We start from the raw sequence: 23,330 nt of genomic DNA, 5'->3' as shown, positions 1-23,330 counted from the left end.
CTGTGTAACCGACCACGCTGTCAGTTTCTCATATATTGTTGACAGCGCACGCGGGGGCGCTTGTCGAGCGATGTGACAGCGCACTTCACAACAGATTTCGCGTCATGCGATGCGGGCCGGGCCTCCTCTCCCAAGTCGCGTGGCCGTGACACAATGTTCGTGTGATGAAGTCCTATCGAGACGAGGCGATCGTCCTACGCACCCACAAGCTGGGCGAAGCGGATCGCATCATCACGCTGCTCACTGCCGAGCATGGGCAGGTGCGCGCCGTCGCCAAGGGAGTGCGCAAGACGACCTCAAAGTTCGGCGCACGCGTCGAACCCTTCTCCGTCATCGATGCGCAGCTCCATCGAGGCCGCACTCTCGACACCCTCACCCAGGTCGCCTCGATCGTCCAATACGGCGATGCCATCGCCGCCAACTACGACCTCTACCTCGCGGCCACCGTCGTCGTCGAAACCGCCGAGCGCCTCACCGCGGACGCTCACGACGGCACCCACTCCCAATACCTGCTCCTCCTAGGGGCCCTCAACGCCCTGGCACGAGGCCGACACGACCCGACCCTCATTCGCACGTCCTACACGCTGCGCGCCCTCGCTCTCGCCGGATGGGCGCCCTCCTGCTTCGACTGCGCCGTGTGCGGCACCCAGGGGCCGCACACCTCGTTCTCCATCCCCGACGGTGGCACCGTCTGCGATACCTGCCGACCGCCCGGCGCCTCCTCGCCCGCGCCTGACACGGTGGCCCTCCTCGGTCAGCTGCTCAGCGGCGACTGGGAGCGGGCCGACCGGTGCGAACCCTACGCGCGCACCGAGGCCTCGGGCCTCATTTCCTCGTACACTCAATGGCATCTGGAACGTCGCCTCCGCTCGCTGAGCGTCATCGATAGGAGTCACCCATGACGGACCTGCGACCCACCCCCATGGACCGCGCACCGAACGACCCAACCGCGCCGCTGCTCGGGCCCGGCCAGTGGCACTGCGAGGCGCCCGTCTTTCGTAAGGGTGAGGTGCCCGCGCACGTCGCCCTCATCATGGACGGAAACGGGCGCTGGGCCAATAGCCGAGGCCTGGCGCGCACCGAGGGACATCGGGCGGGGGAGTACGCCCTCATGGATACGATCGCCGGCGCGATCGACGCGGGTGTGCGCTACCTGAGCGTCTACACGTTCTCCACGGAAAACTGGAAACGTTCGCCCGCCGAAGTCTCTTTCATCATGAACTACGCCTCCGACGTGCTCGCGCGGCGTACCGACCAGCTCGCCCAGTGGGGCGTGCACGTGCGGTGGAGTGGGCGCCGGCCGAAGCTGTGGAAGAGCGTCATCAACGCGCTGGAGAAGGCTGATCGTGCGACCTCGCACTGCAAGGCTCTCGACCTGATCATGTGCGTGAACTACGGTGGTCGGGCAGAGCTGGCGGATGCCGCCCGGTCCATCGCCGAGGGCGTGGCGGCGGGGCGCCTCAGCCCGCGCGGCGTGACAGAAAAGACGCTCTCACGCCACCTCTACCTGCCCGACGTGCCCGACGTTGACCTCATGATCCGCACGTCGGGGGAGCAGCGCCTGTCCAACTACCTGCTGTGGCAGATGGCGTATGCGGAAATGATGTTCGTCAACACCCCCTGGCCCGCGTTCGACCGCGAGGAGCTGTGGGGGTGCCTGGAGGAGTACGCGGGGCGAGACCGCCGCTTCGGCGGCGCGATCGACAGCGTCGCGCAGTCCTAGGCCTCGTCGGAGGCCAGCGCGGCGTCGACCGCGCGGCGCTTACGGCGGCCCCACACGATCTTCGCGCCGATCAACGCGATGATGAGGGCGAGGCCAGCCCAGCCCCAGGGGGAACCGGCGACGGCTCGAATCGCCGCGGCAAAAACGGCGAGCGTGCCGAGGCCGTACAGCAGTGCCCACAGGACGCAGCCTGGGATCATGGCAATCGTGTAGGTGCTCCAGCGCATGCGCACGAGGCCCGCGCCCGCGTTGATCGCCGTCTGGATGCCTACCGTCAGGAAGCATAGGGGAATGGCGATGATGCCCCACTTGTCCAGCATGGCCGCGCCCTTGCGGGGAACCGGGCCGTCGAACCAGCGGGCCATGGCGCCCAGGAAGCCCTGTCGTCCTGTCGCCAGGACTGCGCCGGAGGCAGCGCCGCGAGCCAGCCAGTAAGTCGCCTGCGCGCGGAAGAAAACGACCACAAAAAGGAAGACGAAGAGCCAGATACCCTCGCGTGCAAAGGCGGGGACCATGGAGTTGATTCCGGCGGCGAACATGACACTCCCAGACTGAGGCTAACCAAACGAAGCCTATCCTAACCTACGGACGAGGCCTGGGAAAGCGTCTCCCGCTTCCCAGGCCTCGTCGTGGCTGATGCAGCCTCAGTAGGTCACTTCTTCGACTGGCAGGATGCGCACACCCCGAAGAGCTCCAGGGAATGCTCGACATCTCCAAATCCATGTGCCGCTGCGACCGAATCTACCCACGACTCGATCTGCGACTGCTCGATCTCCTCGGTAAAACCGCACTCGCGGCACACCAGGTGATGATGGTGATGGTGCGTCGTGCACGAGCGGTACAGGGCCTCGCCGTCGGAGGAGCGCAGCGTGTCGACGCGACCGTCGTCCGCGAGGCTCTGGAGCGAGCGGTACACGGTCGCCAGGCCCACGCGTTGTCCCTGGAGGTGGAGGTCTTCGAAGATCTGCTGGGCGCTGCGGAAGTCACTGACACGGGTCAGCTCATCGAGGACCGCCTGACGCTGCTTCGTCATGCGCTGCATGGTGTTCCCTTCCTCATGATGCGTCCGCGTGAGCGAGAGGTTCGCGCTCCGGATGCTGGTTGTGGCCGCGGGCTGCGCGAAGCCTGCGCACCCTGCGGATACGGTCCACAATAGCCCGGATCGTGAATCCAATCGCGTACAGACAGATTGCGCCGACAACGATGGTCGCACCGGGCGACAGGTCAACGAAGTACGTCAGCGACAGCCCGCACGTGCAGATGATGACGCCGAGAGCCATCGCGATGCCCATCGTGGAGCGGAACGAACGTGCTCCGAGCTGGGCGATAGCCACGGGAATAACCATTAGTGCGCTGACCAGCAGCGAGCCGACGACCCGCATCGCGACGGCCACGGTCAGCGCCGACAGGATAGCGATGAGCAGGGACAGCGTGCGCACGGGCAGCCCCGTCGAGCGTGCGAAGTCCTCGTCGTTGGTCACCGAGAAGAGCGCGGGGGCCAGGCCTACCCCGAGCGCCACGATTGCGACCCCGAGGAGCGTGATGAGCGTAATGTCGCTCCATCGCACGGTCGAGATCGAACCGAACAGATAGGAGTTCAGCTGAGCGGAGGTCCCGCCCGCCAGGCCGATCAGGAGGACGCCGCCGGCGATGCCCCCGTAGAAGAGCATGGCCAGGGCAGTGTCGCCGGACGTGCGACCGCTCTGGCGCACCAACTCGATCGTGATTGCGCCCAGCAGGGAGATGATGACCGCGCCGGGGATCGCCCATGAGTCGGCGGGGCTTACGTTCGCGAACGTGCCTGCCAGCCATCCCAGCGCGACACCGGTCAGAGAGATGTGGCCGATGCCGTCGCCCAGCATGGCGAGGCGGCGATGGACCAGGTAGGTGCCGATGATCGGGGCGGTGAGGCCCACGATCAGGGCGGCGAGCAGCGAACGCTGCATCATCTGCGAGGACAGGAGGGTCGTCAGTGCGTCAATCATGTGTCGCTCCCGTCTAGATTCCGCTCACGAGGCCGCGGTCGCGCGTCGCCGGGCCGGGCTCGGTCGTGGAGTGGCAGTGATCGCCGCCGCCGTGATGCTGTTCGTGGTCATCCTCAATGTGGGGTGGGCCGTCGTAGGAGACGTGTCCCGCGCTTATGTGCAGCTCGCGATCCAAGAGTGGGCCGAGCTCGCCCAGTTCGTGCAGGACGATGAGGATCGTCGTCCCCTCAGCCTTGGCCTCGGCGACGATCTGTGCGAGGCGCGCTCGCGATGTTGCGTCGATTCCAGCCATCGGCTCGTCCATGATGAGCAGCTCGGGTCGGCGCACGAGGGCGCGTGCGATGAGGACGCGCTGGGCCTGCCCGCCCGACAGAATGTTGAGGGGGGAGTGGGCGCGGTGGGCCATGCCGACGCGCTCAAGGGCGGACATGGCCTTCGCGGTGTCGCCCGGCAGCGCCCACAGGCGACGAGGCCCGAGCAGGCCGGATCGCACGACCTCGATCGCGCTGGCGCTAATCGCGCCGCCCGAGGAGATGCGCTGGGGCACGTAGCCGATCTTGTTCCACGGTACGCGGCGGCGAGCGGAAATCGAGCGACCGAAGAGCTGGGCGTCGCCGCTCGTGATGGGAGCGGTGCCCAGCAGGGCCTTGAGGGTCGTAGACTTGCCCGATCCGTTCGAGCCCGTGATCGCCACGGTCTGGCCGGCGGGGATATCGAGCGAGATCCCGTGGAGGATCAGGTCCGTATCCCAGGCCACGTGCAGGTTGTGGAGACGCACGACGGCGGTCGCCTCCGCGAAGGAGGCTCCCGCCGTCGTGGGGTTGTCAGTCGTTGTCACTGGCAGTCGAGGGCTTTCGTCAGGGCGTCAATGTTGGAGTTCATCGTCGCAGCGTAGTCCTTGGATGCGTCGGTCTGGGACTCGATCGGGTCCAGGACGGCCGTCGTGATGCCGAGGTCGTCGGCCAGGGTCTGAGCGACCTTGGGATCGATGAGGGCCTCGGTGAAGATTGTCGTCACGCCCTGCTCCTTGGCGATCTGGGCGATTTCAGCCAGGCGCGCGGGGGAGGGGGAGGACTCGGGGTCGAGGCCGGAGATGCCAACCTGGGTCAGGCCCGTGCGGTCCGCCAGGTAACCGAAGGCGGTGTGCGCGGTGACGAAGGTCTTGACCTTGCAGCTCGAGGTCTTGGTGACCAGGGTGTCGCTCAGGGTGTTGAGCTCGTCGGCCAGGGCCTTCGCGTTCGCCTTGTAGACGTCGGCGTGGGCGGAGTCAGCCTCGGCGAGCTTGTCGCCCACCAGGGTGGCGGCCTTCGCCATGCGGGTGGGATCCAGCCAGAAGTGCGGGTCCGCGCTCATGTCGTGATGGTGATCGTGGCCCTCGTGGTCGTGGCCCTCATGATCGTGGTCGTGGGCTTCGGTCTCGCCGGACTGAGCCTCGTCGGTAGCCTCTTCTTCCTCCTCGGAGGGGTGGTTGGCGTCGGTGCCGGCCTCAACCAGCTCGGCTGCGGGGGAGACGTCGATGACGGTCTTGGGGGCCTGCTGCTCGATGGCCTCGTCAACGGCGCTCTGGAAGCCCGCGAGGTAGACAACCGCGTCCGCGGAGGACAGGGAGTCGACCATCTTGGGGGAGAGCTCGAGGTCGTGCGGCTCGGCGCCGTCCGGGGTCAGGGAGGTGACGGAAACGTGCTCGCCACCGATCTTCTCAGCCAGGTACTGCAGGGGGTAGAACGAGGCCATGACGGCCAGTTTGCCGTCCTTGGAGGAGCTATCTCCGGACGTGGCCGTGGAGGTGCAGGCGGACAGGGCGAGCGCTGTGGCAGCCGCGCATGCGGCAGCAAGGATTCTCTTCGACATGAAAATCATTCTCTTTGACATTGAGAATCTTTGTCAAGTCAATCTCGCTGCCCGAACCGCCGTGATCTGGGGAGTTATCGGACGTGTCCCGTCGAGCTCCGCACGATCAAATCGGGTGAAAAGACGTAATCGGCGTGCGCGGGGGCGTAATTGGCTGTGTTCAATGCCTCGACGAGAGCGCGCACGGCGGATGTGACGATCGACTGCACGGGCTGGTGAATCGTCGTGAGTGCCGGATCCAGGTGGCTCATGAGGAATGTGTCATCGAAACCGATGACCGAGACGTCGCCCGGGACGGACAGGCCGAGCGAGGAGATCGTGCGGATGGCGCCGAGGGCCTGCAGGTCAGAACCCGTGATGATTGCCGTCACGCCGCGCTCCAGGAGGGCGTGCGTGTAGGCGGCTGCGGCCTCGTACGTGTAGAAGGTTTCTTCGATGATGGGGGAGTGGTCCCCGATCAGCTCGCCCATCACCTGCGTGAATGCCTCGGCCTTACGTAGGGCTGGGACAATGTGCGTGCGGCCGGTGAGAAGCGCGATGCGCGTGTGGCCCAGCTCGTGCAGGTGGCTGACCGCGGCGTGAATGCCGAGGGAGTCCCCGGTGGAAAAGTCGGGGGCTGGGACCTCCTGGCGTGCGCCGTTGATCGTGACGAAGGGGATTCCGCGCGCAGCGACGTCGTGATAGGGGGAGAGGTCGGACAAGAGATCTGCGTGCCTGCCGGAGACAAAGATGAGTCCGTCGACGTGGTGGTCGACGAGTGATGCGAGATGATCGAACTCGGACGTTGCGCCCGGTGTCTGCGTGCGAATGAGGGCGATGCCCCCCGCGCGCGAAATCTCCTCCTGGAGGTGGTGGGCGAAGGAAGCGAAGATCGGGTTCGTGAGTTCGGGCACGATAACGCCGATCGTCGGAGCGCTGGGCGTGTGCTCGCTGGGTGGACGGTCGTAGCCCAGCTCATCGATCGCCGTCAGGACCCTGCGACGCGTGTCTTCGGAGACCTGGCCGACGCCGTTGAAAACGCGTGAAACAGTTGCGGTTGATACACCCGCATGGGCCGCAATATCGGCCATGCTTGTACGATTTTTGGTCATCGGCTCAACTCTCCTTTGGGCGTCCGAGTGCAGCTATTTCCCTATAAATGTAACAGCTTGCACACAAATGCGAAAATTGTTGCAGAAACAAAATCGGGCGTATTACAGTGGGCGTGTAGCAGGTCGCTGATGGAGGCGACCCGCCCGACCAACACAGGAGCAATAATGCGACGTGGCATCGCAGCACTCGGCGTCTTCGCGGCGGCTACCGCCCTGGCCGCCTGCAACAACGGCACGACTTCTTCCTCGACCTCCTCGGACAGCGCGAACACCGACGCTGTGGCGACCCTGACGATCTGGGCGGACGACACCCGCTTCTCCCAGGTTCAGCACTTCGCCGAGGACTTCACCACCAACACCGGCGTGAAGGTCGACGTCGTGCAGAAGTCTGAAGGTGACATGGACACCGAGTTCACCACCCAGGTGCCCACTGGCAACGGCCCTGACCTGATCGTCATGGCCCACGACAAGCTGGGCGCCCTCGTCGCTAACGGCGTCGTCGCCCCCGTGGACCTGGGCGAGGCCAAGTCCAACTTCGCAGACGTCGCCGTCAAGGCCGTCACCTACAACGGTCAGACCTACGGCGTTCCCTACGCCGTCGAGTCCGTGGCCCTGGTGCGCAACAACGCCCTCACCAAGGATGAGCCCAAGACCTACGACGACATGATCGCCTCCGGCAAGACCGCCGGCGTCGAGTACCCCTTCATCATCCAGATGGGTGACAAGGGCGACCCGTACCACTTCTACGGCTTCCAGACCTCCTTCGGCGCCCCCGTCTTCAAAACCAACGCTGACGGCGAGTACACCTCCGAGCTGGCCATGGGTGGCTCCGGTGGCACCGACTTCGCCACCTGGCTGAAGGCTCAGGCTGACGCGAATGTGTTCTCCCCGTCCATCACGGCTGATATCGCCAAGCAGGCCTTCCTCGATGGGAAGGCCGCCTACACGGTGACCGGCCCCTGGAACGTCGCCGCCTTCCGCGAGGCCGGCATGGACGTCTCCGTCCTGTCGATCCCCTCCGCCGGCTCCCAGGCCGCACAGCCCTTCGTTGGTGTCCAGATGTTCTACCAGAGCGCCAAGTCCGCTAACCCGGTCGCCGCCAAGCAGTTCTTCAACTACCTGGCAACCCCCGAGGCTCAGGAAGAGATGCAGAACCTTGGCGGTCGTGCCTCCGCGATGCCTTCGGTCGCCGCCAAGTCGGATGACCAGGACATCAAGGACTTCGCGAAGGTCGCCGAGTCTGGCGCTCTCGCCCCCGCGATCCCCGCGATGGGTTCCGTCTGGAACTTCTGGGGCCAGACCGAGGCCAACATCGTGAGTGGCACCGAGACCCCGGCAGAAGGCTGGGCGACCATGATCACCAACATCAACAACGCGATCGCCTCCAAGTGATCGAATCCGCCGGTTGATTAGCGACTGGCACCCCGCTCGTCTGAGGCGAGCACCCAGCCTCGCACCCGCCCGCGTCCCACGCGGCGGGCGGGTGCGAGGCCCACAAAACGCTCGCGCCGCACTGCGGTGCACTCGCACCCCCGGGTGCTTTCCGACCCGCCACTAGGCGGGTATCGTCGCAATGACGCGCAAACTGCGCACGTGTGGAGGACACGATGTCTGAGCCAGCGAAGGCTGCAGAAAAGAAAAAAGAGGCGCGCACCGCCTCGCACGCTAGCGAAGTAACCAGGCCCGGTTTCTTCGTCAAACTTGTTCTGATGATGCTCATCGATGCCCTGGGAATCTACGGCATGTTCACCGCTTACCTGGTGAAGTCGTGGACGGTTCTTGCCGTCCTGGTCGTCCTGCTTCTCGTGGTCAACTGGGTGTACTTCTCCAAGCGGACTATTCCCGCGAAGTACCTCGTTCCCGGCATGGTTTTCCTGCTCATCTACCAGGTCTTCGTCATGGGGTACACGGGCTACGTGTCCTTCACGAACTACGGCCAGGGCCATAACTCCAGCAAGGCTGACGCCGTCGCCTCGATCCTGCAGGCCTCCGAGCAGCGCGCCGAGGGTGCGCCGAGCCTCCCTGCCGCTGTCGTCGAGGACAGCAACGGCCTCGGGCTCGCGGTGGTCGACACTGCGACGGGCGCGATCCGCGTGGGCGACTCCGAGACCCCGCTGCACGAGGTGTCCGGCACCTACGCGGCCGGCGTCATCAGCGCGGTCGACGGTTACAAGGTCCTGACGCTCGCCGAGATCCTCAAGCCCGAGGTGCAGCAGAAGGTCTCCGCCATCAAGGTTCCGGTCTCCGATAATCCGAACGACGGAAGCTACCGCAGCGATGACGGATCGACCGCCTACCTGGCCAAGTCCCGCTACAACTATGACGAGGCCGCAGACACCCTGACCGACACGACGACCGGCGTCGTCTACACGGCAAACAATAAGATCGGCGCCTTCGTTGACGCGGACGGCAATCAGGTCGACCCGGGCTGGCGCGTGTTCGTCGGCTTCGACAACTACATGAACATGTTCGCCCGCGGCGACCTGGCTGGCCCCTTCCTGAAGGCCCTGCTGTGGTCCTTCGTTTTCGCCGCGGTCTCCGTCCTGTCGACCTTCGCGCTCGGCCTGATCCTGGGCCTTGTCTTTGCTGACAAGCGCATCAAGGGTCGTAAGATCTACCAGTCCCTCATGATCCTTCCCTACGCCTTCCCGGCCTTCCTGGCCACCCTGGTGTGGAAGGGCATGCTTAACACAGACTTCGGCTTGATCAACCAGGTGTTCCTCGGCGGCGTGAATATCCCGTGGCTGACGGATGGAACGCTGGCGAAGTTCTCGATCTTGGGCGTGAACCTGTGGCTGGGCTTCCCCTACATGTTCCTCGTGTGCCTGGGTGCCCTGCAGTCCCTGCCGGGTGACGTCGAAGAGGCCGCGAAGATCGACGGCGCCTCCGGCCTGCGTACCGTGTGGTCCATCAAGCTACCGCTCGTGCTGCAGTCGACCGTTCCGCTGCTGATCGCGTCCTTCGCGTTCAACTTCAACAACTTCTCGCTCATCTACATGCTGACCGGCGGCGGCCCGAACTACCCGGGCTTGGATGTCGGCCAGACTGACATCCTGATCTCGATGGTCTACAAGATCGCGATCGAGTCGGGTTCCCCGAACTATGGCCTGGCCTCGGCCATGTCTATCGTCATCTTCATCGTCGTGGGCGTGATCGCGTGGCTCGGTTTCCGCCAGACGAAGACCCTTGAGGAGCTGTGATGAGCGCTGCAACTGTGAAGAAGAACCGTGAGTCTACCCTGAAGGGTGCGCGCTGGTGGAAAGAGGTCGGTTGGCGCCACATCGTCGCCATCCTGATGATCATCTACTGCCTCATCCCGCTGCTCTACGTCCTGTCGGTGTCCCTGAACCCGGGCGCGACGCTCACCGGCTCGACCAAGCTCTTCTCCTCGTTTTCCTTCGAGAACTTCCTGGCGCTGGGCTCCGGCAAGTATGCCGGCTACTGGTCGTGGGTCCTGAACTCCCTCATCGTGTCGACCGCGACCGCTGTTGGCACCGTCCTCATGGGTGCGGCCGCCGCCTACGCGTTCAGCCGCTTCCGCTTCAAGGGGCGCCGTGCGACCCTGACCGGCCTGCTGCTGGTGCAGATGTTCCCGCAGATGCTGGCCTTTGTGGCCCTGTACCTGCTGCTCCTGGGAATCCAGGACATCTTCCCGGTCCTCGGTCTGAACTCCAAGCTCGGCCTGATCTGCGTCTACCTCGGTGGTGCGCTCGGCTCGAACACCTTCCTGCTCTACGGCTTCTTCAACTCGATCCCGCGTTCGCTGGATGAGGCGGCCATGATCGACGGTGCGACGCACGCCCAGACCTTCTGGACGATCATCATGCCGCTGGTCCGCCCCGTCCTGGCAGTTGTGGGCCTGCTGAGCTTTATCTCCTCGCTCGGCGACTTCGTGATCGCGAAGGTCGTCCTGCAGGATCAGAGCCAGTTCACCCTCGCTGTCGGCATGTACATGTGGGCATCCGATGAGCGCACCGCTCCGTGGAGCATCTTCGCGGCTGGCTCTGTCATCGCGGCCATCCCGGTGATCCTCCTGTTCCAGTACCTGCAGAAGTACATCGTCTCCGGCTTGACCGCCGGCGGCGTCAAGGAGTAAGCGCGCCGCGCCCTCCTGCCTAGCCAGCCCCGGCCTCGTCCCCTATCCCCGTGGGACGAGGCCGGGGCTGTTTTATGCGTTCGGGCGTGGGCATCGTGTGGGACGTGGGCACAGTGTGGGCCGAGGGCGCTGATGGCCGCGAGATGCGGGTCGTTGGGAACGGGTGTTCGGGCGCTGCTGGTCGGTGACCAGTGCTGGTTGTTGGGCGTTCGTAGCGCACTCTTGTGTGCGCCTTCGGGCCTGGTCTCCCGCGAGAACTGGCCGCCTCGCTTCGCTCGTAGTGTCCGACCAGATGCTCACCCGAACCCTACGGGCGGTGTCTCCGCCCGTACTGTCCGTGTGGTGGTGTGGTCACAGTGCAGTCCACTTGGGTGAAATCCGGCGAAAACGGGTGTTTGGGGCGAAGCGGACTACGGTTTGGGCGCGGTGGCTTGCGATGTCGCGTTGTGGGTGGGCTCGCGGTAGGGCAGTGTCAACGGGGCGCACTATAGCCGCCCGGCGCCCGCCCGGCGTCCTATGCTCGGGCTGGATGTGGGCCAGGAGCGGCTCGGTTTGCCAGTTCCGCGTTTGTTCTTGTGTGTTGGGGTGCTACACCCGATCCGTAGGCAATGCACCTCTTCTGATCGGGTGCAGTGCCCCTGATCGGGTGCATGGTTCCGTAACGGGTGCAGCGCTCCCGCTCGGGTGTTGCTTCTGGTGGTGTGGCTGCATGGGGCGCGGGCGCCTTTGGGCCTTGAGTTGCCTTTAGGTTTGAGATCTTTTCTGTTTGGGGTTCTTTGTCGCCTCGCGTTGTGGTTCCCCAACAATGCCGCATGCAATTCCCATGTAAACCTTTCAAACATGTAAACGGGATTGTTGGAATTGTGACGTTTGTGGGTGGTGTTGAAGACTGACCAGGGAGAATTGCCTGCGACATTAGGGGGGCGGCGTAGGTGTGGGGGAGTGGAAGGGGTGCGAGGTTCGTATGGTGAGACCGCTTGACAAGTTAGTTGGTTATATGGTTCATTAGTCATGTAATGAACCACTGAAGCTGAAGGGAGGGCTTGTGCATGGCACCCACGTTCGTCTCGGGGATCCCGATCTACGTGCAGATAGCCGACGACATTCGCGCGCAGATCCTGCGCGGCACCCTGCGTGCTGGGGACCAGCTCACCTCCACCACGGAGTACTCCGCGACCTACCGCATCAACCCGGCCACCGTCGGCAAGGCCTTCGCGATCCTTGTCGACGAGGGCCTCGTCGACAAGCGACGCGGCATCGGCATGTTTGTCGCCGAGGGGGCCCGCCGCGCGCTCGTGGCCGACGGGCTCGCATCCTACGTGGAGGAGACCCTGAACCCCGCCGTCGAAGCGGGCCTGGCCCTGGGCCTCGACCTCGACGCCATCATCGACCACGTCCGCGCCTACGGCGCCGACACAACCGCCAAGGACAACTCATGATCACCCTCAACTCCATCAGTCACACGTATCCGGGAGAAAGCGAGGCGGCGCTGCGCGATGTCTCTCTCACCCTCGCAGATGCAACAGTCACCGCGCTCGTGGGCCCCAACGGCTCGGGCAAGACGACGCTCACGCAGATCCTCGGTGGCCTACTTCCACCCTCGTCGGGAAGCGTGTCCATCAACGGAACGGAGATGAGCCCCAACGACCTGCTCGGATACTCGGTCATGGTCTCCTCCGACAGGGACTTTGATAATTCCTCGGCCTCGGCCGTGGTCGCTTATGCCGCGCTGCGCCCGACCTGGGATCAGAAACTATTCGACCACTACACCCATCGTTTTGGATTCCGGCTGAAGGGGCGCAAGAAACTGCGCAAGATGTCCTCGGGTCAGGTTGCCGTCCTGACCGGCGCCGTCGCGCTGGCCTCGGGTGCGCCCATCACGCTCCTCGATGAGATCCAGGCACCCCTGGACGTTCCCACCCGATACGCCTTCTACGAGGAGATCCTCACGCTGGCCGCCGACGCCATGGAGGGACGCCGCCCCCGGCGCACCTTCCTCATCTCCTCGCACATGGTCTCCGAGCTTGAGAACGTCGCCGAAGACGTCGTTGTCCTCAAGAATGGGCGCCTGCTCGCCCACGAGAGCGTCGACGAGTTCACCTCACGCATCTGCGCCATCACCGGAAACGCAGCCGACGTCGAAGGCTTCCTGATCGACCACCCCGGCACTCCCGTCATCAGCTCGCGAACGCTTGGATCCGCCCGCGAGATCGTCGTGGACCTGCGCGACCGCGGCGTCACCGACCGCGAGATCGCATTCCACAACCTCACACTGTCGCCCTGCACCTTCCAGGACGCCTTCGCCTACCTCATCCAGGAGAACGACCAATGAGTACCCTAACGCCCGACCTCACTCAATCTTCCCCCTCACCCCTGCGCATTGGCCTTGTCGGATCGCGATTCACGGTGGTCCTCTACCTGCTGGTTGTGTGTTTCCAGTTCCTCGTCAACTTCACGGTCAATGGAATCGTCTACCTATCAGTCCCCGACGTCACCGAACAAGCGGAACAGGCTGCCACAAACTCCGCTTTTGTCACGGGCGTCTTCCTCTTCGTCTGCGGGGTCGTCAGCTCCACCATCGACATGCGAGCCTCAGCCCTCAGCGGCGGGTCGCGCCCCGTGCTTACCGCGGCGAGCTACGTCCACTCCATTGTCATCATTGGCCTGGGATCCCTTATCTGGTGGCTTCTTATCGCCATCCATCCCCTCCTCTTCGTCATGGGACGCGAGTCCTTCCCTCTCGGCGTCGACTCGTGGATCTTCGTCCTATTCGCATGGGTGGCGTGTGATGGAGCTGGGCGCTTCATCGGCGGGCTCTCCCGCTGCATCGGGTCGACCTGGAAACGGGCCTTCGTGCTCATGGTCGCGATCCCGTTGGGCATCTGCGCGATCGGCGCGCCGGTCACGTGGCTGGTCCTCACCCTCGTCCACAAGTCCGGCTACCTGCCACCCATGCACCCGGCCTTCTGGCTGCTCGGCGTGATCCCGCTGATGGTCGTCGCCGCCGGATGGCCCCTCACGGCGGCAGGCCACATACGCCGCGTCGGCTGACACCGAGCCAACCCGCTGGAAATCGATCCCAACCGCCGCGTCCCCGGCCTCGTCCCCTCACACGGAAGGGACGAGGCCGGGGCTCCTTCGTCGGTTGGGTGCGCACCTGTGGTGGGCTCCATGAGCTCGGAAGGGGTCGCAAGTGCCCGACACAGTAGTTATCGGCTAGTATCGATGGCGACACGACAGCCAGTCGTGCCCCAGATACTCAAGGAGTGACAAGTGGCTAAGGGACCCTCCCGCCTCGACAACGTGATCAGCCTGGCCAAGCGCCGCGGCTTCGTCTTTCCCTGCGGTGACATCTACGGTGGCACCCGCTCCGCGTGGGACTACGGCCCGCTCGGCGTGGAACTGAAGGAAAATATCAAGCGCGCCTGGTGGAACGCCATGGTCCGCCGCCGCGCAGACGTCGTTGGCCTCGATTCCTCCGTCATCCTCCCGCGCGAAGTGTGGGTCGCCTCCGGCCACGTCAAGGCCTTCACCGACCCGCTCATCGAGTGCCTCAACTGCCACAAGCGCGCCCGCCAGGATCAGCTCATTGAAGAGCTCGCCGAAAAGAAGGGCGTCGAAGAGTCCTCCCTGAGCAACGCCGACATCGCGTGCCCCAACTGTGGCGTGCGCGGCCAGTGGACCGAGCCCCGCGCCTTCTCCGGCCTGCTCAAGACCTACCTGGGCCCCGTCGACGACGAGGCCGGCCTGCACTACCTGCGCCCCGAAACCGCGCAGGGCATCTTCATCAACTATGCGAACGTCATGAACGCCGCGCGCAAGAAGCCGCCGTTCGGCATCGGCCAGATCGGCAAGTCCTTCCGCAACGAGATCACGCCCGGCAACTTCATCTTCCGTACCCGCGAGTTCGAGCAGATGGAACTCGAGTTCTTCTGCGAGCCCGGCACCGATGAGGAATGGCACCAGTACTGGATCGACTACCGCAAGGCCTGGTACGTCGACCTCGGCATCGACCCGGAGAACCTGCGCGAGTACGAGCACCCGCAGGAGAAGCTCTCGCACTACTCCAAGCGCACTGTCGACCTGGAATACCGCTTCGGCTTCCAGGGCAGCGAGTGGGGCGAGCTCGAAGGCATCGCCAACCGCACCGACTATGACCTGACCGTCCACTCCGAAGCCTCCGGCGCGAAGCTCGACTACTTCGACCCGAACACCAAGGAACGCTGGACCCCCTACGTCATCGAGCCCTCGGCGGGCCTGACCCGTTCCCTTATGGCCTTCCTCATCGAGGCCTACCACGAGGACGAGGCCCCCAACGCCAAGGGCGGCGTCGACAAGCGCGTCGTGCTCAAGCTGGACCCGCGCCTGGCCCCCGTTAAGGCCGCCGTCCTGCCCCTGTCCCGCAAGCCCGAACTGACTGGCCCCGCCCAGGAGCTGGCCGACGAGCTGCGTGGCATCTGGAACGTCGACTACGACGACGCCGGCGCCGTTGGCCGCCGCTATCGTCGCCAGGACGAGATCGGCACGCCCTTCTGCATCACCTACGACTTCGATTCGATCGAGGACCACGCCGTCACCATCCGTGAGCGTGACACGATGGAGCAGGTGCGCATCCCGCTCGACAAGGTCAAGTCGTACCTGATCGAACGCCTGGGCTGCTGACTTGGAGATAGCCTCAACATCCGCAGCGGCCCCTCTTCGCGTGGGGCCGCTGCGCCTGTGGACACCCGTCGTCCTGGCCCCCATGGCCGGGGTGACGGACGTGCCCTTCCGACGCCTGTGCCGCATCATGGGCGAGTCGGGCCTGCCCGACCACCTGCGACCCGTCGGCATCCCCTCCTGGGCGGCCGAGTCGGGGGAGGGGGCCACGGCCTCGTCCCCGAAGGCACCCGGCGAAAGCTCCAACGAGCCGCGCCACGTCACCATCCCGCGCGTGGACGCGCCCGCAGGCCTGTACGTCACCGAGATGGTGACCAGCCGCGCCCTCGTCGAGGAGAACGAACGCACCCTGGAAATGGTGCGCCCCGACCCCGCCGAGCGCGTGCGCTCCCTGCAGCTCTACGGCGTCAACCCCGCCGTCATGGCGAAGGCCGCGACGATGCTCGTCGAACGCGACCTCACCGACCACATCGACTTGAACTTCGGGTGCCCCGTCCCCAAGGTGACGAAGAAGGGCGGGGGAGCGGCCCTGCCCTGGAAGCGCGACCTGTTCTCCGACCTCGTGGGTGCCGTGGTGCGCGCCTGCGACGAGGCCGGGGAGCGCGCGGGGCGCGAGATCCCCGTGACCGTCAAGATCCGCATCGGCATCGACTCCGAGCACGAGACCGCGACGGACGCCGCCTTGAATGCGCAAAAGCTCGGCGCCGCCGCCCTCACCCTGCACGCGCGCACCCAGAACCAGCACTACGCGGGACACGCCCACTGGGACGAAATCGCGCGCCTGAAGGACCTGCTCGACATCCCCGTCTTCGGAAACGGCGACGTCTTCGAGGCCGCCGACGCCCTGGCCATGCTGGAACAGACCGGCTGTGACGGCATCAGCGTCGGGCGCGGCGCCCAGGGACGCCCCTGGATCTTCCGCGACATCGTCGCCGCCTACCACGGCGGGTCCATCCCGCCCGGCCCCAGCCTCGCCGAGGTCGTCTCCGTCATCGAGTGCCACGCCGCCTGGTGCGTCGTCGACCAGGGCGACGAGGAGCGAGCGCTGCGCGAGATGCGCAAACACATCGGCTGGTACCTGCGCGGATTTGCCGTCGGCGGCCCCCAGCGCCACGCCCTGTCCATGGTCTCGACCCTGCAGGAGCTCCACGAGCGCCTCGCGGACCTGGACCTCAACCAGGCGTTCCCGCCCGCAGCACGCGGACCTCGCGGCCGAGCCGGTGGCGAAAAGACCCCCCACCTACCCGACGGCTGGCTGGACCGCCCCTCCCTCACGCAGAGCGAACGAGATCGCCTGCACCTGGCAGAAATCGGATACTAAGCGAAGGAATCATGCCTCACTCATCTGCGCCCGACCCCGACCCTGCGCCCGGACTCGTCACCATCGGGCGAGCCGCCAAGAAGGCGACGCTCGGGGGACGTACCCAGGTCATCGTTCCCGTCAGCGGGGATGCGGCAGCCCTGAGCGGGCAGGTCGAGGCGCTGGCCTTGTGCCGCGCGGACATCGTCGAGTGGAGGGCCGACACCTTCCTGTCTTCCCTCGTGGGGTCGCACTTCGTGGCCGCCTCGGACGTGGAGGAGGACCTGGTGCGCATGGCCCGCTACGTCGCGGATTCCTCGCCCCTGCCGGTGTTGGCGACCATCCGCACGTCGGTCGAGGGCGGCGAGGCCTACCTGGACGACGAGGAATACTGCGCCCTCGTGCGTCGGCTTGCGTCCTTCGCGGGCGGCGTGGACGTTGAGATCTCGCGCGATGGGTCCTCCGCGCTCATTGAGGAGGCGCACGAGGCCGGGGCGATCGTCGTCGCTTCCTTCCACGATTTTGAGGGGACTCCCGGCGACGAGCAGCTCGCCGAAGTGCTCGCGGCTATGAACTACGCGGGTGCCGACGTCCTCAAGTTCGCGTGCATGGCGACCAGCGCCACGGACGCGGCCCGCGTGCTGGCCGCGCAGGCGTGGGCACGCGAGGCCTACGACCGTCCCGTCATCGGCATCTCCATGGGGGACCACGGCGCACCCACGCGCCTGGTCGGCTCCGCCCTCGGATCCGCAGCCACCTTCGCGACCCTGCCCGGCTGGGAAGGCAGTGCTCCCGGCCAGTTCACCGTTGAGCAAGTGCGAACCGTCTTGGATATCGTCGAGGGGCCCGAGGCCTAGAGCCTGTCGTGCGCGGCCGGTTGCTGTGCAGCGTGAGGGGCACTGGAGTGTTCTCCGGCGCCCCTCACTGACAATCAATATTGTCATTCTGCTGTGTCCGAAGGATAGTAATTCCTTGTAGGAATTCAGCTTCCATCGATAGACTGTGACTAGGTGGTTACCTCGCTGCCGAGGAGCGAGGCTGGGTTCAACTGAAGGAGAGCTGGGCAATGCCAGACGTTGCTTTTGATTCGGAACGTCATGCGCAGGCGCGTCATGATGTACACGACAGTGGGCAGGAACTCGCAGCCTCCGCCGTGTCCGCCAATGTGCTCGCGATGGCGCAGATGTTCGGGCATTGGACAACGGAAAACGCAGCTCAGGACATGGGAAAGACAGTGCGTTCATTCCTGACGGCCTTTTCTTCGCAAATGGCACATGAAGCGCAGTTCGTCGGCGATATGGACGTGAAAGTAAATCAGGCGGTGGCCGACTTCGAGGGGACTGAGGAGGACGCTCGCGCCGCGATGGCCGCTGTCAGCACTGCGCTGCTGTCACTGAATCAGGGAGAGAGCGCGCATAAGGTCTATTCGCAGGAAACCATCGACAAATTGACGAGTGAGAATAAGCCCAAGGATGAGGCTGTGCAGGGCAACGAGCACGAAAGCGAGCAGCAGGAAACATCCAATACTGTTGGGCAAACACCGTCTCACGATGAGCCCAATAGCTACTGAAACATACTGGATCAAGGAGATTATAGAATTGGTGTCTTCACCCATGTACGACCGCTTGATGCAGTTCGCTAACAGCGCGCCGGAGAATGAAAAGCTCTACGGCTGGGACGACGAACATTCGACCGTCGTCAAGGCTATCCGTAAGGCTCAGGAGAAGATTGAGCATTTCAAGGATCACCAGGGCTTCACGGGGCAGGCCGGCGATGCAATGAGCGCCGAGGCGGTGCGTGCCTTTAATCGATTCAATGGCCAGGCAAACTTCTACCTGACAGGCATGTCGTACTACGTTGAGGCGCGCCGCGCGATCATGCTAGCCGCTGAGGAAGCCCGCCAGCTGTCGCCCACGTTGTTGGATCCGATGACCGAAGCTATGCGTGACGTTGCTACGGTGACAATCCCTGTCGCCTCCAACTTCGGTCTTCCGGGACAGTTCGTGAACTCCCTTGTTGTCACCGGTGCCGCGTACGTCAACGCTGTCGAAGCGCAGGCCAACGCACAGCGGGAGGCAAAGTCCACCGAAATCATCGAGCACCTCGAATCTACGATGAACAACCTAGGTTCCCGATTAACGGAGCATACCCAGGCAGGAGTAAATACCGGCGCAGAGACTGGAGGTAGCGGCTGGGAACCAATTCCTGAAATCCCAAAGGACTCAGCGGATGCCCTCGAAAAAGGTCATATCACTATCTCACCGTATGAAGGCGGCGCTTATGGTCGCTCCCGTTCGGATGCATTCGGGAACGCTGATCTAAGGGGTTCAGACTCGGGTCTTTATCCGGGAGGATACGACAACGGCGAGGGGATCAACCAGCGCGTCATGCAGTCGCCACGTGTGCCGAGCCGTTATTTCCCTGAGGGAGAAGTAGGTTCGCGCGCGAATCCGATCACTGACCCGCAGGATCTCATGGACATGGACCTGCTGCACACGCGCGTCAACGGAGACCGTCACGCAAACGGCGTCATTGGCGGGCATACTCCAGCCCCTCCGATCGACCGTGATCATCCGCTGTGGGGCTTGAATGCTTCTCGTGCTGCGGAATCCCAAACAGTAGGTCGCCTTGGCGGCATCGGTGTGATGGGGGCTGGAGCTCTCGGCCTACGGGGAGCTGCTCGCATGGGTTCCGTTAGCATGGGGGCTATGGGGCGAATGGGAGGCGTCGGAGCAGGCTCGTTTGGCACCTCTGGTGCCGGAGCGCTCGGTCGTGGCAGTGCGGTAGCTGGTTCGTCCGCTCTGCGTGCGGGAACGTACAGCGGAACGGGCATGGGCACCTACACGCCACCTGGTTCCGGTCAATCGGCAGGGGCTGCCGGCGGGCAGGGTGCTGCCGCCGGTCAGCGGGGCGGTTTCATGGGTGCCTCTGGCGCTGGTGCCGGTGGCGCGAAGGAGGATAAGAAGCAGCGTCGCCGCAAGTACGAGGCCTTCCGCGTCGATGATAAGGATGACGATGCGCTGCCTCGTGGATACGTCAATCCGTTGTCTCAGACGTACGGTACAGACAAGGACATTGCGCCGGCACGCCGGCGCGACGACGGATGGGATCCCAACCAATGGTGACGGTACGACGCGCAGCGCTCACCAGCGCTCTGAGGAAAGGCTCACGGCGCGCTGCAGTAGCATCTGGATGCGTGCTTGCTTTGGCAGGCAGCGCATTGGGAGCTACCCCTACGCAAGCGGACGACCGTCAGATCACGGCCGCCGACCAAGCCTATTTCTCGTACTACCACCTCGACGCCGCGCGAGAAAAGGGCTACACGGGAAAGGGAGTTACCATTGCTATTATTGACGGCCCCGTTGATGTTTCCGTGCCCGAGCTAGCAGGAGCAAACATCGTCGATAAGACACCATGTAGTGTTGAGGCAACCGATGAGCTGAAAACGCATGGTACGAGCGTCGCCTCACTACTCGTGTCCCGAGATTACGGCGTTGTTCCGGATGCTACTTTGTTGTCTTATCAGGTGCTCGACCCCACAAGCCGCGTAGGTGGCGACTGTTCTTTTCAAAACAACTTGCGCCTAACGGATCTCTCTTCGTTAATCAACCACGCTATCAATGACGGTGCCTCGATTATCAACTACTCCTCATCAACGAGAAGTCAAGGGAACGATCTGAAATGGGCCATTGCGCGCGCCATGAACCAAGGCGTGATTATTACCGCTTCAGTCGGTAACAAAGCAACGGATGAAAATAGTAGCCATCTTTCACAGTGGTCTGGTGTTGTGGGCGTTTCTGCTATCAATACAGATGGCAAGTTTGCTTCCTATTCTTCCTGGGGAGAGGGAGTTACAACCACAGCTGTTGGCGGGCCGTTCACCGAGCGAAACCTTGTGTTAGGCTCAATCTCTCAGACACAAGGAACCTCTATCTCCGCCCCCATCGTTGCTGGAGCTCTCGCTCAGGCGCGCGCAAAGTGGCCCAACGCAACCGCGAACCAACTCTTACAGTTACTCATCAATACCGCTACGTTGCCTGCAGAAGGACAGAATATCTATAGCGGTTATGGGGCTATTAACCCTGGAAAGATGCTCAACACTGACCCGACCCAGTACCCCGACGAGAATCCGCTGGCCGACAAGGGGGGCGGTACCAGCCCCACCCCCGCAGAGGTCCAGCAGTACGCCGACGGGCTCGTCGATCCCACCGAAATCGCCTACGACAATTCCTACGCCTACCGAGGCCTCGACGAATCACAGGTCACCAACAAAGACAACACCTACCCCATCCACTTGGGTACCAGCCCGAGGTTCCATAGAAAGTAGGGCGTGACATGGTGAGGGGCGCCGGAGAACACTCCAGCGCCCCTCAGCAACATTATTGTCAGTCTGTGATGTCCGAAAGAAGATGATTCATTGCATGAATTCAGCCCCCGTCGATAGACATGTGACCATGTGGTTACCTCGCCGAAGGGAGTGCGGGGTTTTTCTTCTCAAAAGAAAGCGAAGCGATGCCAGACGTTGCTTTTGACCGGAACGGCATGCCCAGGCGCGTCATGCAGTCGCCGCGCGTGCCGAGCCGTTATTTCCCTGAGGGAGAAGTAGGTTCGCGCGCGAATCCGATCACTGACCCGCAGGATCTCATGGACATGGACCTGCTGCACACGCGCGTCAACGGAGACCGTCACGCAAACGGCGTCATTGGCGGGCATACTCCAGCCCCTCCGATCGACCGTGATCATCCGCTGTGGGGCTTGAATGCTTCTCGTGCTGCGGAATCCCAAACAGTAGGTCGCCTTGGCGGCATCGGTGTGATGGGGGCTGGAGCTCTCGGCCTACGGGGAGCTGCTCGCATGGGTTCCGTTAGCATGGGGGCTATGGGGCGAATGGGAGGCGTCGGAGCAGGCTCGTTTGGCACCTCTGGTGCCGGAGCGCTCGGTCGTGGCAGTGCGGTAGCTGGTTCGTCCGCTCTGCGTGCGGGAACGTACAGCGGAACGGGCATGGGCACCTACACGCCACCTGGTTCCGGTCAATCGGCAGGGGCTGCCGGCGGGCAGGGTGCTGCCGCCGGTCAGCGGGGCGGTTTCATGGGTGCCTCTGGCGCTGGTGCCGGGGCGCGAAGGAGGATAAGAAGCAGCGTCGCTGCAAGTACGAGGCGTTCGCGTCGATGATAAGGATGACGATGCGCTGCTCGTGGATACGTCAATCCGTTTTCTCAGACGTACGGTACAGACAAGGACATTGCGCCGGCACGCCGGCGCGACGACGGATGGGATCCCAACCAATGGGACGGTACGACGCGCAGCGCTCACCAGCGCTCTGAGGAAAGGCTCACGGCGCGCTGCAGTAGCATCTGGATGCGTGCTTGCTTTGGCAGGCAGCGCATTGGGAGCTACCCCTACGCAAGCGGACGACCGTCAGATCACGGCCGCCGACCAAGCCTATTTCTCGTACTACCACCTCGACGCCGCGCGAGAAAAGGGCTACACGGGAAAGGGAGTTACCGTCGCGCTCATTGATGGAAAAGTTGATACCTCCGTCCCCGAGTTGGCAGGAGCAAACATTATTGACAAGACTCCCTGTACGGTCAATTCAAGTTCTGAACACACAAACCACGGAACGGGTATAGCCTCCCTTCTAGTTTCTCGTGACTACGGAGTCGTTCCCGACGCGACACTTCTTTCCTACCAGAGCCACGACTCTTCAAGCACAGTTGAGCACGATTGTCAGCTTGCGGCAAAGATCCCTCTTATCGGTCTCCCTTCGCTAATTAATCACGCTATAAATGATGGCGCATCCATCATCAGTTTCTCGGCATCGAGTCGAGAACATGAGAACAATCTGAAGTGGGCGATAGCCCGGGCCATGAGTCAGGGAGTCATTATTACCGCTGCAGCGGGTAATGCGGGAAAGGACGAAAATGATACCTCCCTATCCTGGTGGTCTGGCGTTGTCGGGGTCTCTGCTATTGATGACAAAGGAAAGTTTGCTTCTTACTCATCGTGGGGCCAGGGAGTGACAACTGCAGCGGTTGGTGGACCATTTGTTGAACGCTTAATATCTGACGGCAAAATCGGCACTACCCAGGGCACCTCTTATTCCGCCCCCATTGTTGCTGGAGCTCTCGCTCAGGCACGTGCAAAGTGGCCCAACGCCACCGCAAACCAGCTCCTACAGCTACTCGTCAACACAGCTGTCGGTCACGAAAACGGTTGGAATCAATACGGCGGATACGGCGCAGCAAACCTCGGTGGGATGCTGAACACCGATCCGACCCAGTACCCCGACGAGAATCCGCTGGCCGACAAGGGGGGCGGTACCAGCCCCACCCCCGCAGAGGTCCAGCAGTACGCCGACGGGCTCGTCGATCCCACCGAAATCGCCTACGACAATTCCTACGCCTACCGAGGCCTCGACGAATCACAGGTCACCAACAAAGACAACACCTACCCCATCCACTTGGGTACCAGCCCGAGGTTCCATAGAAAGTAGGGCGTGACATGGTGAGGGGCGCCGGAGAACACTCCAGCGCCCCTCACGCACATTGCGTGCGGTTACCGCGCGCGTCGGTGGTGCGGGGTAGAAACGCATGTGGGTGCGGGCCGATTGGCCCGCACCCACAGC

The 23,330-nt window shown here is 63.5% G+C and carries 21 protein-coding genes and 1 pseudogene; 16 read left to right on the top strand and 6 right to left on the bottom strand.

What is annotated here, in order from left to right; genetic code table 11:
- The first annotated feature begins 164 nt into the window (after nucleotides 1-164).
- Nucleotides 165-902: a DNA repair protein RecO gene (gene recO / locus ACTODO_RS09035; RefSeq protein ID WP_003793133.1), complete on the top strand. Its 738-nt coding sequence runs from the start codon at nucleotides 165-167 to the stop codon at nucleotides 900-902.
- Nucleotides 899-1,723: an isoprenyl transferase gene (locus ACTODO_RS09030; protein ID WP_003793132.1), complete on the top strand. Its 825-nt coding sequence runs from the start codon at nucleotides 899-901 to the stop codon at nucleotides 1,721-1,723. The genes recO and ACTODO_RS09030 overlap by 4 nt, the downstream gene beginning before the upstream one ends.
- Here the strand turns inward: ACTODO_RS09030 and ACTODO_RS09025 are convergent.
- The 6 genes from ACTODO_RS09025 to ACTODO_RS09000 all read right to left on the bottom strand — a co-directional run bounded on the left by ACTODO_RS09025 (nucleotide 1,720) and on the right by ACTODO_RS09000 (nucleotide 6,650).
- A complete protein-coding gene (locus ACTODO_RS09025; RefSeq protein ID WP_003793129.1) occupies nucleotides 1,720-2,262 on the bottom strand; it encodes an SNARE-associated domain-containing protein in 543 nt (180 codons plus the stop codon). The two genes, ACTODO_RS09030 and ACTODO_RS09025, sit on opposite strands and share 4 nt — an antisense overlap.
- A 113-nt stretch (nucleotides 2,263-2,375) precedes the next feature.
- Nucleotides 2,376-2,765 (bottom strand): Fur family transcriptional regulator, encoded by a 390-nt coding sequence (locus ACTODO_RS09020; RefSeq protein WP_003793127.1) that lies wholly within the window; start codon nucleotides 2,763-2,765, stop codon nucleotides 2,376-2,378.
- A gap of 13 nt (nucleotides 2,766-2,778) precedes the next feature.
- A complete protein-coding gene (locus ACTODO_RS09015; protein ID WP_003793125.1) occupies nucleotides 2,779-3,708 on the bottom strand; it encodes a metal ABC transporter permease in 930 nt (309 codons plus the stop codon).
- A 13-nt stretch (nucleotides 3,709-3,721) separates the two neighbouring features.
- On the bottom strand, nucleotides 3,722-4,546 hold the full coding sequence (locus ACTODO_RS09010; RefSeq protein WP_003793123.1) for a metal ABC transporter ATP-binding protein: 825 nt from the start codon (nucleotides 4,544-4,546) through the stop codon (nucleotides 3,722-3,724).
- Nucleotides 4,543-5,568 carry a metal ABC transporter substrate-binding protein gene (locus ACTODO_RS09005; protein WP_003793122.1) on the bottom strand — a complete coding sequence of 342 codons (1,026 nt, stop codon included), beginning with the start codon at nucleotides 5,566-5,568 and terminating at the stop codon, nucleotides 4,543-4,545. The genes ACTODO_RS09010 and ACTODO_RS09005 overlap by 4 nt, the downstream gene beginning before the upstream one ends.
- 65 nt (nucleotides 5,569-5,633) lie before the next feature.
- Complete coding sequence (locus tag ACTODO_RS09000) at nucleotides 5,634-6,650, bottom strand: LacI family DNA-binding transcriptional regulator (protein ID WP_034512405.1); 1,017 nt, start codon at nucleotides 6,648-6,650, stop codon at nucleotides 5,634-5,636.
- Nucleotides 6,651-6,815: 165 nt separating this feature from the next.
- Here ACTODO_RS09000 and ACTODO_RS08995 point away from each other — a divergent pair, with 165 nt between their 5' ends.
- The 14 genes and pseudogenes from ACTODO_RS08995 (at nucleotide 6,816) to ACTODO_RS10650 (ending at nucleotide 23,198) form a co-directional block, all read left to right on the top strand.
- Nucleotides 6,816-8,042 carry a sugar ABC transporter substrate-binding protein gene (locus ACTODO_RS08995; RefSeq protein ID WP_003793118.1) on the top strand — a complete coding sequence of 409 codons (1,227 nt, stop codon included), beginning with the start codon at nucleotides 6,816-6,818 and terminating at the stop codon, nucleotides 8,040-8,042.
- Nucleotides 8,043-8,257: 215 nt separating this feature from the next.
- Nucleotides 8,258-9,850, top strand: a complete 1,593-nt coding sequence (locus ACTODO_RS08990; protein WP_034512404.1) for an ABC transporter permease subunit — start codon at nucleotides 8,258-8,260, stop codon at nucleotides 9,848-9,850.
- Entirely contained in the window at nucleotides 9,850-10,746 is an 897-nt protein-coding gene (locus tag ACTODO_RS08985; RefSeq protein WP_003793111.1) for a sugar ABC transporter permease, read from the top strand. The genes ACTODO_RS08990 and ACTODO_RS08985 overlap by 1 nt, the downstream gene beginning before the upstream one ends.
- 1,049 nt (nucleotides 10,747-11,795) lie before the next feature.
- Nucleotides 11,796-12,185, top strand: a complete 390-nt coding sequence (locus tag ACTODO_RS08980; RefSeq protein WP_003793107.1) for a GntR family transcriptional regulator — start codon at nucleotides 11,796-11,798, stop codon at nucleotides 12,183-12,185.
- Nucleotides 12,182-13,078 carry an ATP-binding cassette domain-containing protein gene (locus tag ACTODO_RS08975; protein ID WP_003793105.1) on the top strand — a complete coding sequence of 299 codons (897 nt, stop codon included), beginning with the start codon at nucleotides 12,182-12,184 and terminating at the stop codon, nucleotides 13,076-13,078. The genes ACTODO_RS08980 and ACTODO_RS08975 overlap by 4 nt, the downstream gene beginning before the upstream one ends.
- A complete protein-coding gene (locus ACTODO_RS08970; protein ID WP_003793103.1) occupies nucleotides 13,075-13,797 on the top strand; it encodes a hypothetical protein in 723 nt (240 codons plus the stop codon). Before ACTODO_RS08975 ends, ACTODO_RS08970 begins: the two co-directional genes overlap by 4 nt.
- A gap of 222 nt (nucleotides 13,798-14,019) precedes the next feature.
- Nucleotides 14,020-15,408 (top strand): glycine--tRNA ligase, encoded by a 1,389-nt coding sequence (locus tag ACTODO_RS08965; RefSeq protein WP_003793101.1) that lies wholly within the window; start codon nucleotides 14,020-14,022, stop codon nucleotides 15,406-15,408.
- 40 nt (nucleotides 15,409-15,448) lie between these two features.
- Nucleotides 15,449-16,726 (top strand): tRNA dihydrouridine synthase DusB, encoded by a 1,278-nt coding sequence (gene dusB, locus ACTODO_RS08960; protein WP_034512403.1) that lies wholly within the window; start codon nucleotides 15,449-15,451, stop codon nucleotides 16,724-16,726.
- Nucleotides 16,727-16,737: 11 nt separating this feature from the next.
- Nucleotides 16,738-17,562, top strand: coding sequence for a type I 3-dehydroquinate dehydratase (gene aroD, locus ACTODO_RS08955; RefSeq protein WP_003793096.1), 825 nt, complete (start codon nucleotides 16,738-16,740; stop codon nucleotides 17,560-17,562).
- Nucleotides 17,563-17,771: 209 nt separating this feature from the next.
- The gene (locus ACTODO_RS08950; RefSeq protein WP_003793094.1) at nucleotides 17,772-18,275 is read left to right on the top strand and encodes a hypothetical protein; all 504 of its coding nucleotides are present in this window, start codon (nucleotides 17,772-17,774) and stop codon (nucleotides 18,273-18,275) included.
- A 43-nt stretch (nucleotides 18,276-18,318) separates the two neighbouring features.
- Nucleotides 18,319-19,830, top strand: a complete 1,512-nt coding sequence (locus tag ACTODO_RS08945; RefSeq protein WP_003793093.1) for a hypothetical protein — start codon at nucleotides 18,319-18,321, stop codon at nucleotides 19,828-19,830.
- On the top strand, nucleotides 19,809-21,032 hold the full coding sequence (locus ACTODO_RS10660; RefSeq protein ID WP_081445786.1) for a S8 family peptidase: 1,224 nt from the start codon (nucleotides 19,809-19,811) through the stop codon (nucleotides 21,030-21,032). The genes ACTODO_RS08945 and ACTODO_RS10660 overlap by 22 nt, the downstream gene beginning before the upstream one ends.
- 203 nt (nucleotides 21,033-21,235) lie before the next feature.
- A pseudogene (locus tag ACTODO_RS10995) lies at nucleotides 21,236-21,994 on the top strand (hypothetical protein); the annotation flags it as partial.
- A gap of 73 nt (nucleotides 21,995-22,067) precedes the next feature.
- On the top strand, nucleotides 22,068-23,198 hold the full coding sequence (locus ACTODO_RS10650; RefSeq protein ID WP_244262550.1) for a S8 family peptidase: 1,131 nt from the start codon (nucleotides 22,068-22,070) through the stop codon (nucleotides 23,196-23,198).
- Nucleotides 23,199-23,330 lie beyond the last annotated feature (132 nt).

Source organism: Schaalia dentiphila ATCC 17982 (assembly GCF_000154225.1).
Lineage (GTDB): Bacteria > Actinomycetota > Actinomycetes > Actinomycetales > Actinomycetaceae > Pauljensenia > Pauljensenia dentiphila.
The sequence above is the reverse complement of the archived record's forward strand: the minus strand, read 5'-3'. Positions and strand labels throughout refer to the sequence as shown.

Bases quoted from the DNA above. Each gene is read 5' to 3' on its own strand.
- ACTODO_RS08985 (WP_003793111.1), top strand. From the start codon at position 9,850: ATGAGCGCTGCAACTGTGAAGAAGAACCGTGAGTCTACCCTGAAGGGT.
- aroD (WP_003793096.1), top strand. From the start codon at position 16,738: ATGCCTCACTCATCTGCGCCCGACCCCGACCCTGCGCCCGGACTCGTC.
- ACTODO_RS09020 (WP_003793127.1), bottom strand. From the start codon at position 2,765: ATGCAGCGCATGACGAAGCAGCGTCAGGCGGTCCTCGATGAGCTGACC.
- recO (WP_003793133.1), top strand. From the start codon at position 165: ATGAAGTCCTATCGAGACGAGGCGATCGTCCTACGCACCCACAAGCTG.
- ACTODO_RS08945 (WP_003793093.1), top strand. From the start codon at position 18,319: ATGTACGACCGCTTGATGCAGTTCGCTAACAGCGCGCCGGAGAATGAA.
- ACTODO_RS10660 (WP_081445786.1), top strand. From the start codon at position 19,809: ATGGGATCCCAACCAATGGTGACGGTACGACGCGCAGCGCTCACCAGC.
- ACTODO_RS08995 (WP_003793118.1), top strand. From the start codon at position 6,816: ATGCGACGTGGCATCGCAGCACTCGGCGTCTTCGCGGCGGCTACCGCC.
- ACTODO_RS09005 (WP_003793122.1), bottom strand. From the start codon at position 5,568: ATGATTTTCATGTCGAAGAGAATCCTTGCTGCCGCATGCGCGGCTGCC.
- ACTODO_RS08990 (WP_034512404.1), top strand. From the start codon at position 8,258: ATGTCTGAGCCAGCGAAGGCTGCAGAAAAGAAAAAAGAGGCGCGCACC.
- ACTODO_RS09000 (WP_034512405.1), bottom strand. From the start codon at position 6,650: ATGACCAAAAATCGTACAAGCATGGCCGATATTGCGGCCCATGCGGGT.
- ACTODO_RS09015 (WP_003793125.1), bottom strand. From the start codon at position 3,708: ATGATTGACGCACTGACGACCCTCCTGTCCTCGCAGATGATGCAGCGT.
- ACTODO_RS09030 (WP_003793132.1), top strand. From the start codon at position 899: ATGACGGACCTGCGACCCACCCCCATGGACCGCGCACCGAACGACCCA.
- ACTODO_RS08975 (WP_003793105.1), top strand. From the start codon at position 12,182: ATGATCACCCTCAACTCCATCAGTCACACGTATCCGGGAGAAAGCGAG.
- ACTODO_RS08970 (WP_003793103.1), top strand. From the start codon at position 13,075: ATGAGTACCCTAACGCCCGACCTCACTCAATCTTCCCCCTCACCCCTG.
- ACTODO_RS09025 (WP_003793129.1), bottom strand. From the start codon at position 2,262: ATGTTCGCCGCCGGAATCAACTCCATGGTCCCCGCCTTTGCACGCGAG.
- ACTODO_RS08980 (WP_003793107.1), top strand. From the start codon at position 11,796: ATGGCACCCACGTTCGTCTCGGGGATCCCGATCTACGTGCAGATAGCC.
- ACTODO_RS08950 (WP_003793094.1), top strand. From the start codon at position 17,772: ATGCCAGACGTTGCTTTTGATTCGGAACGTCATGCGCAGGCGCGTCAT.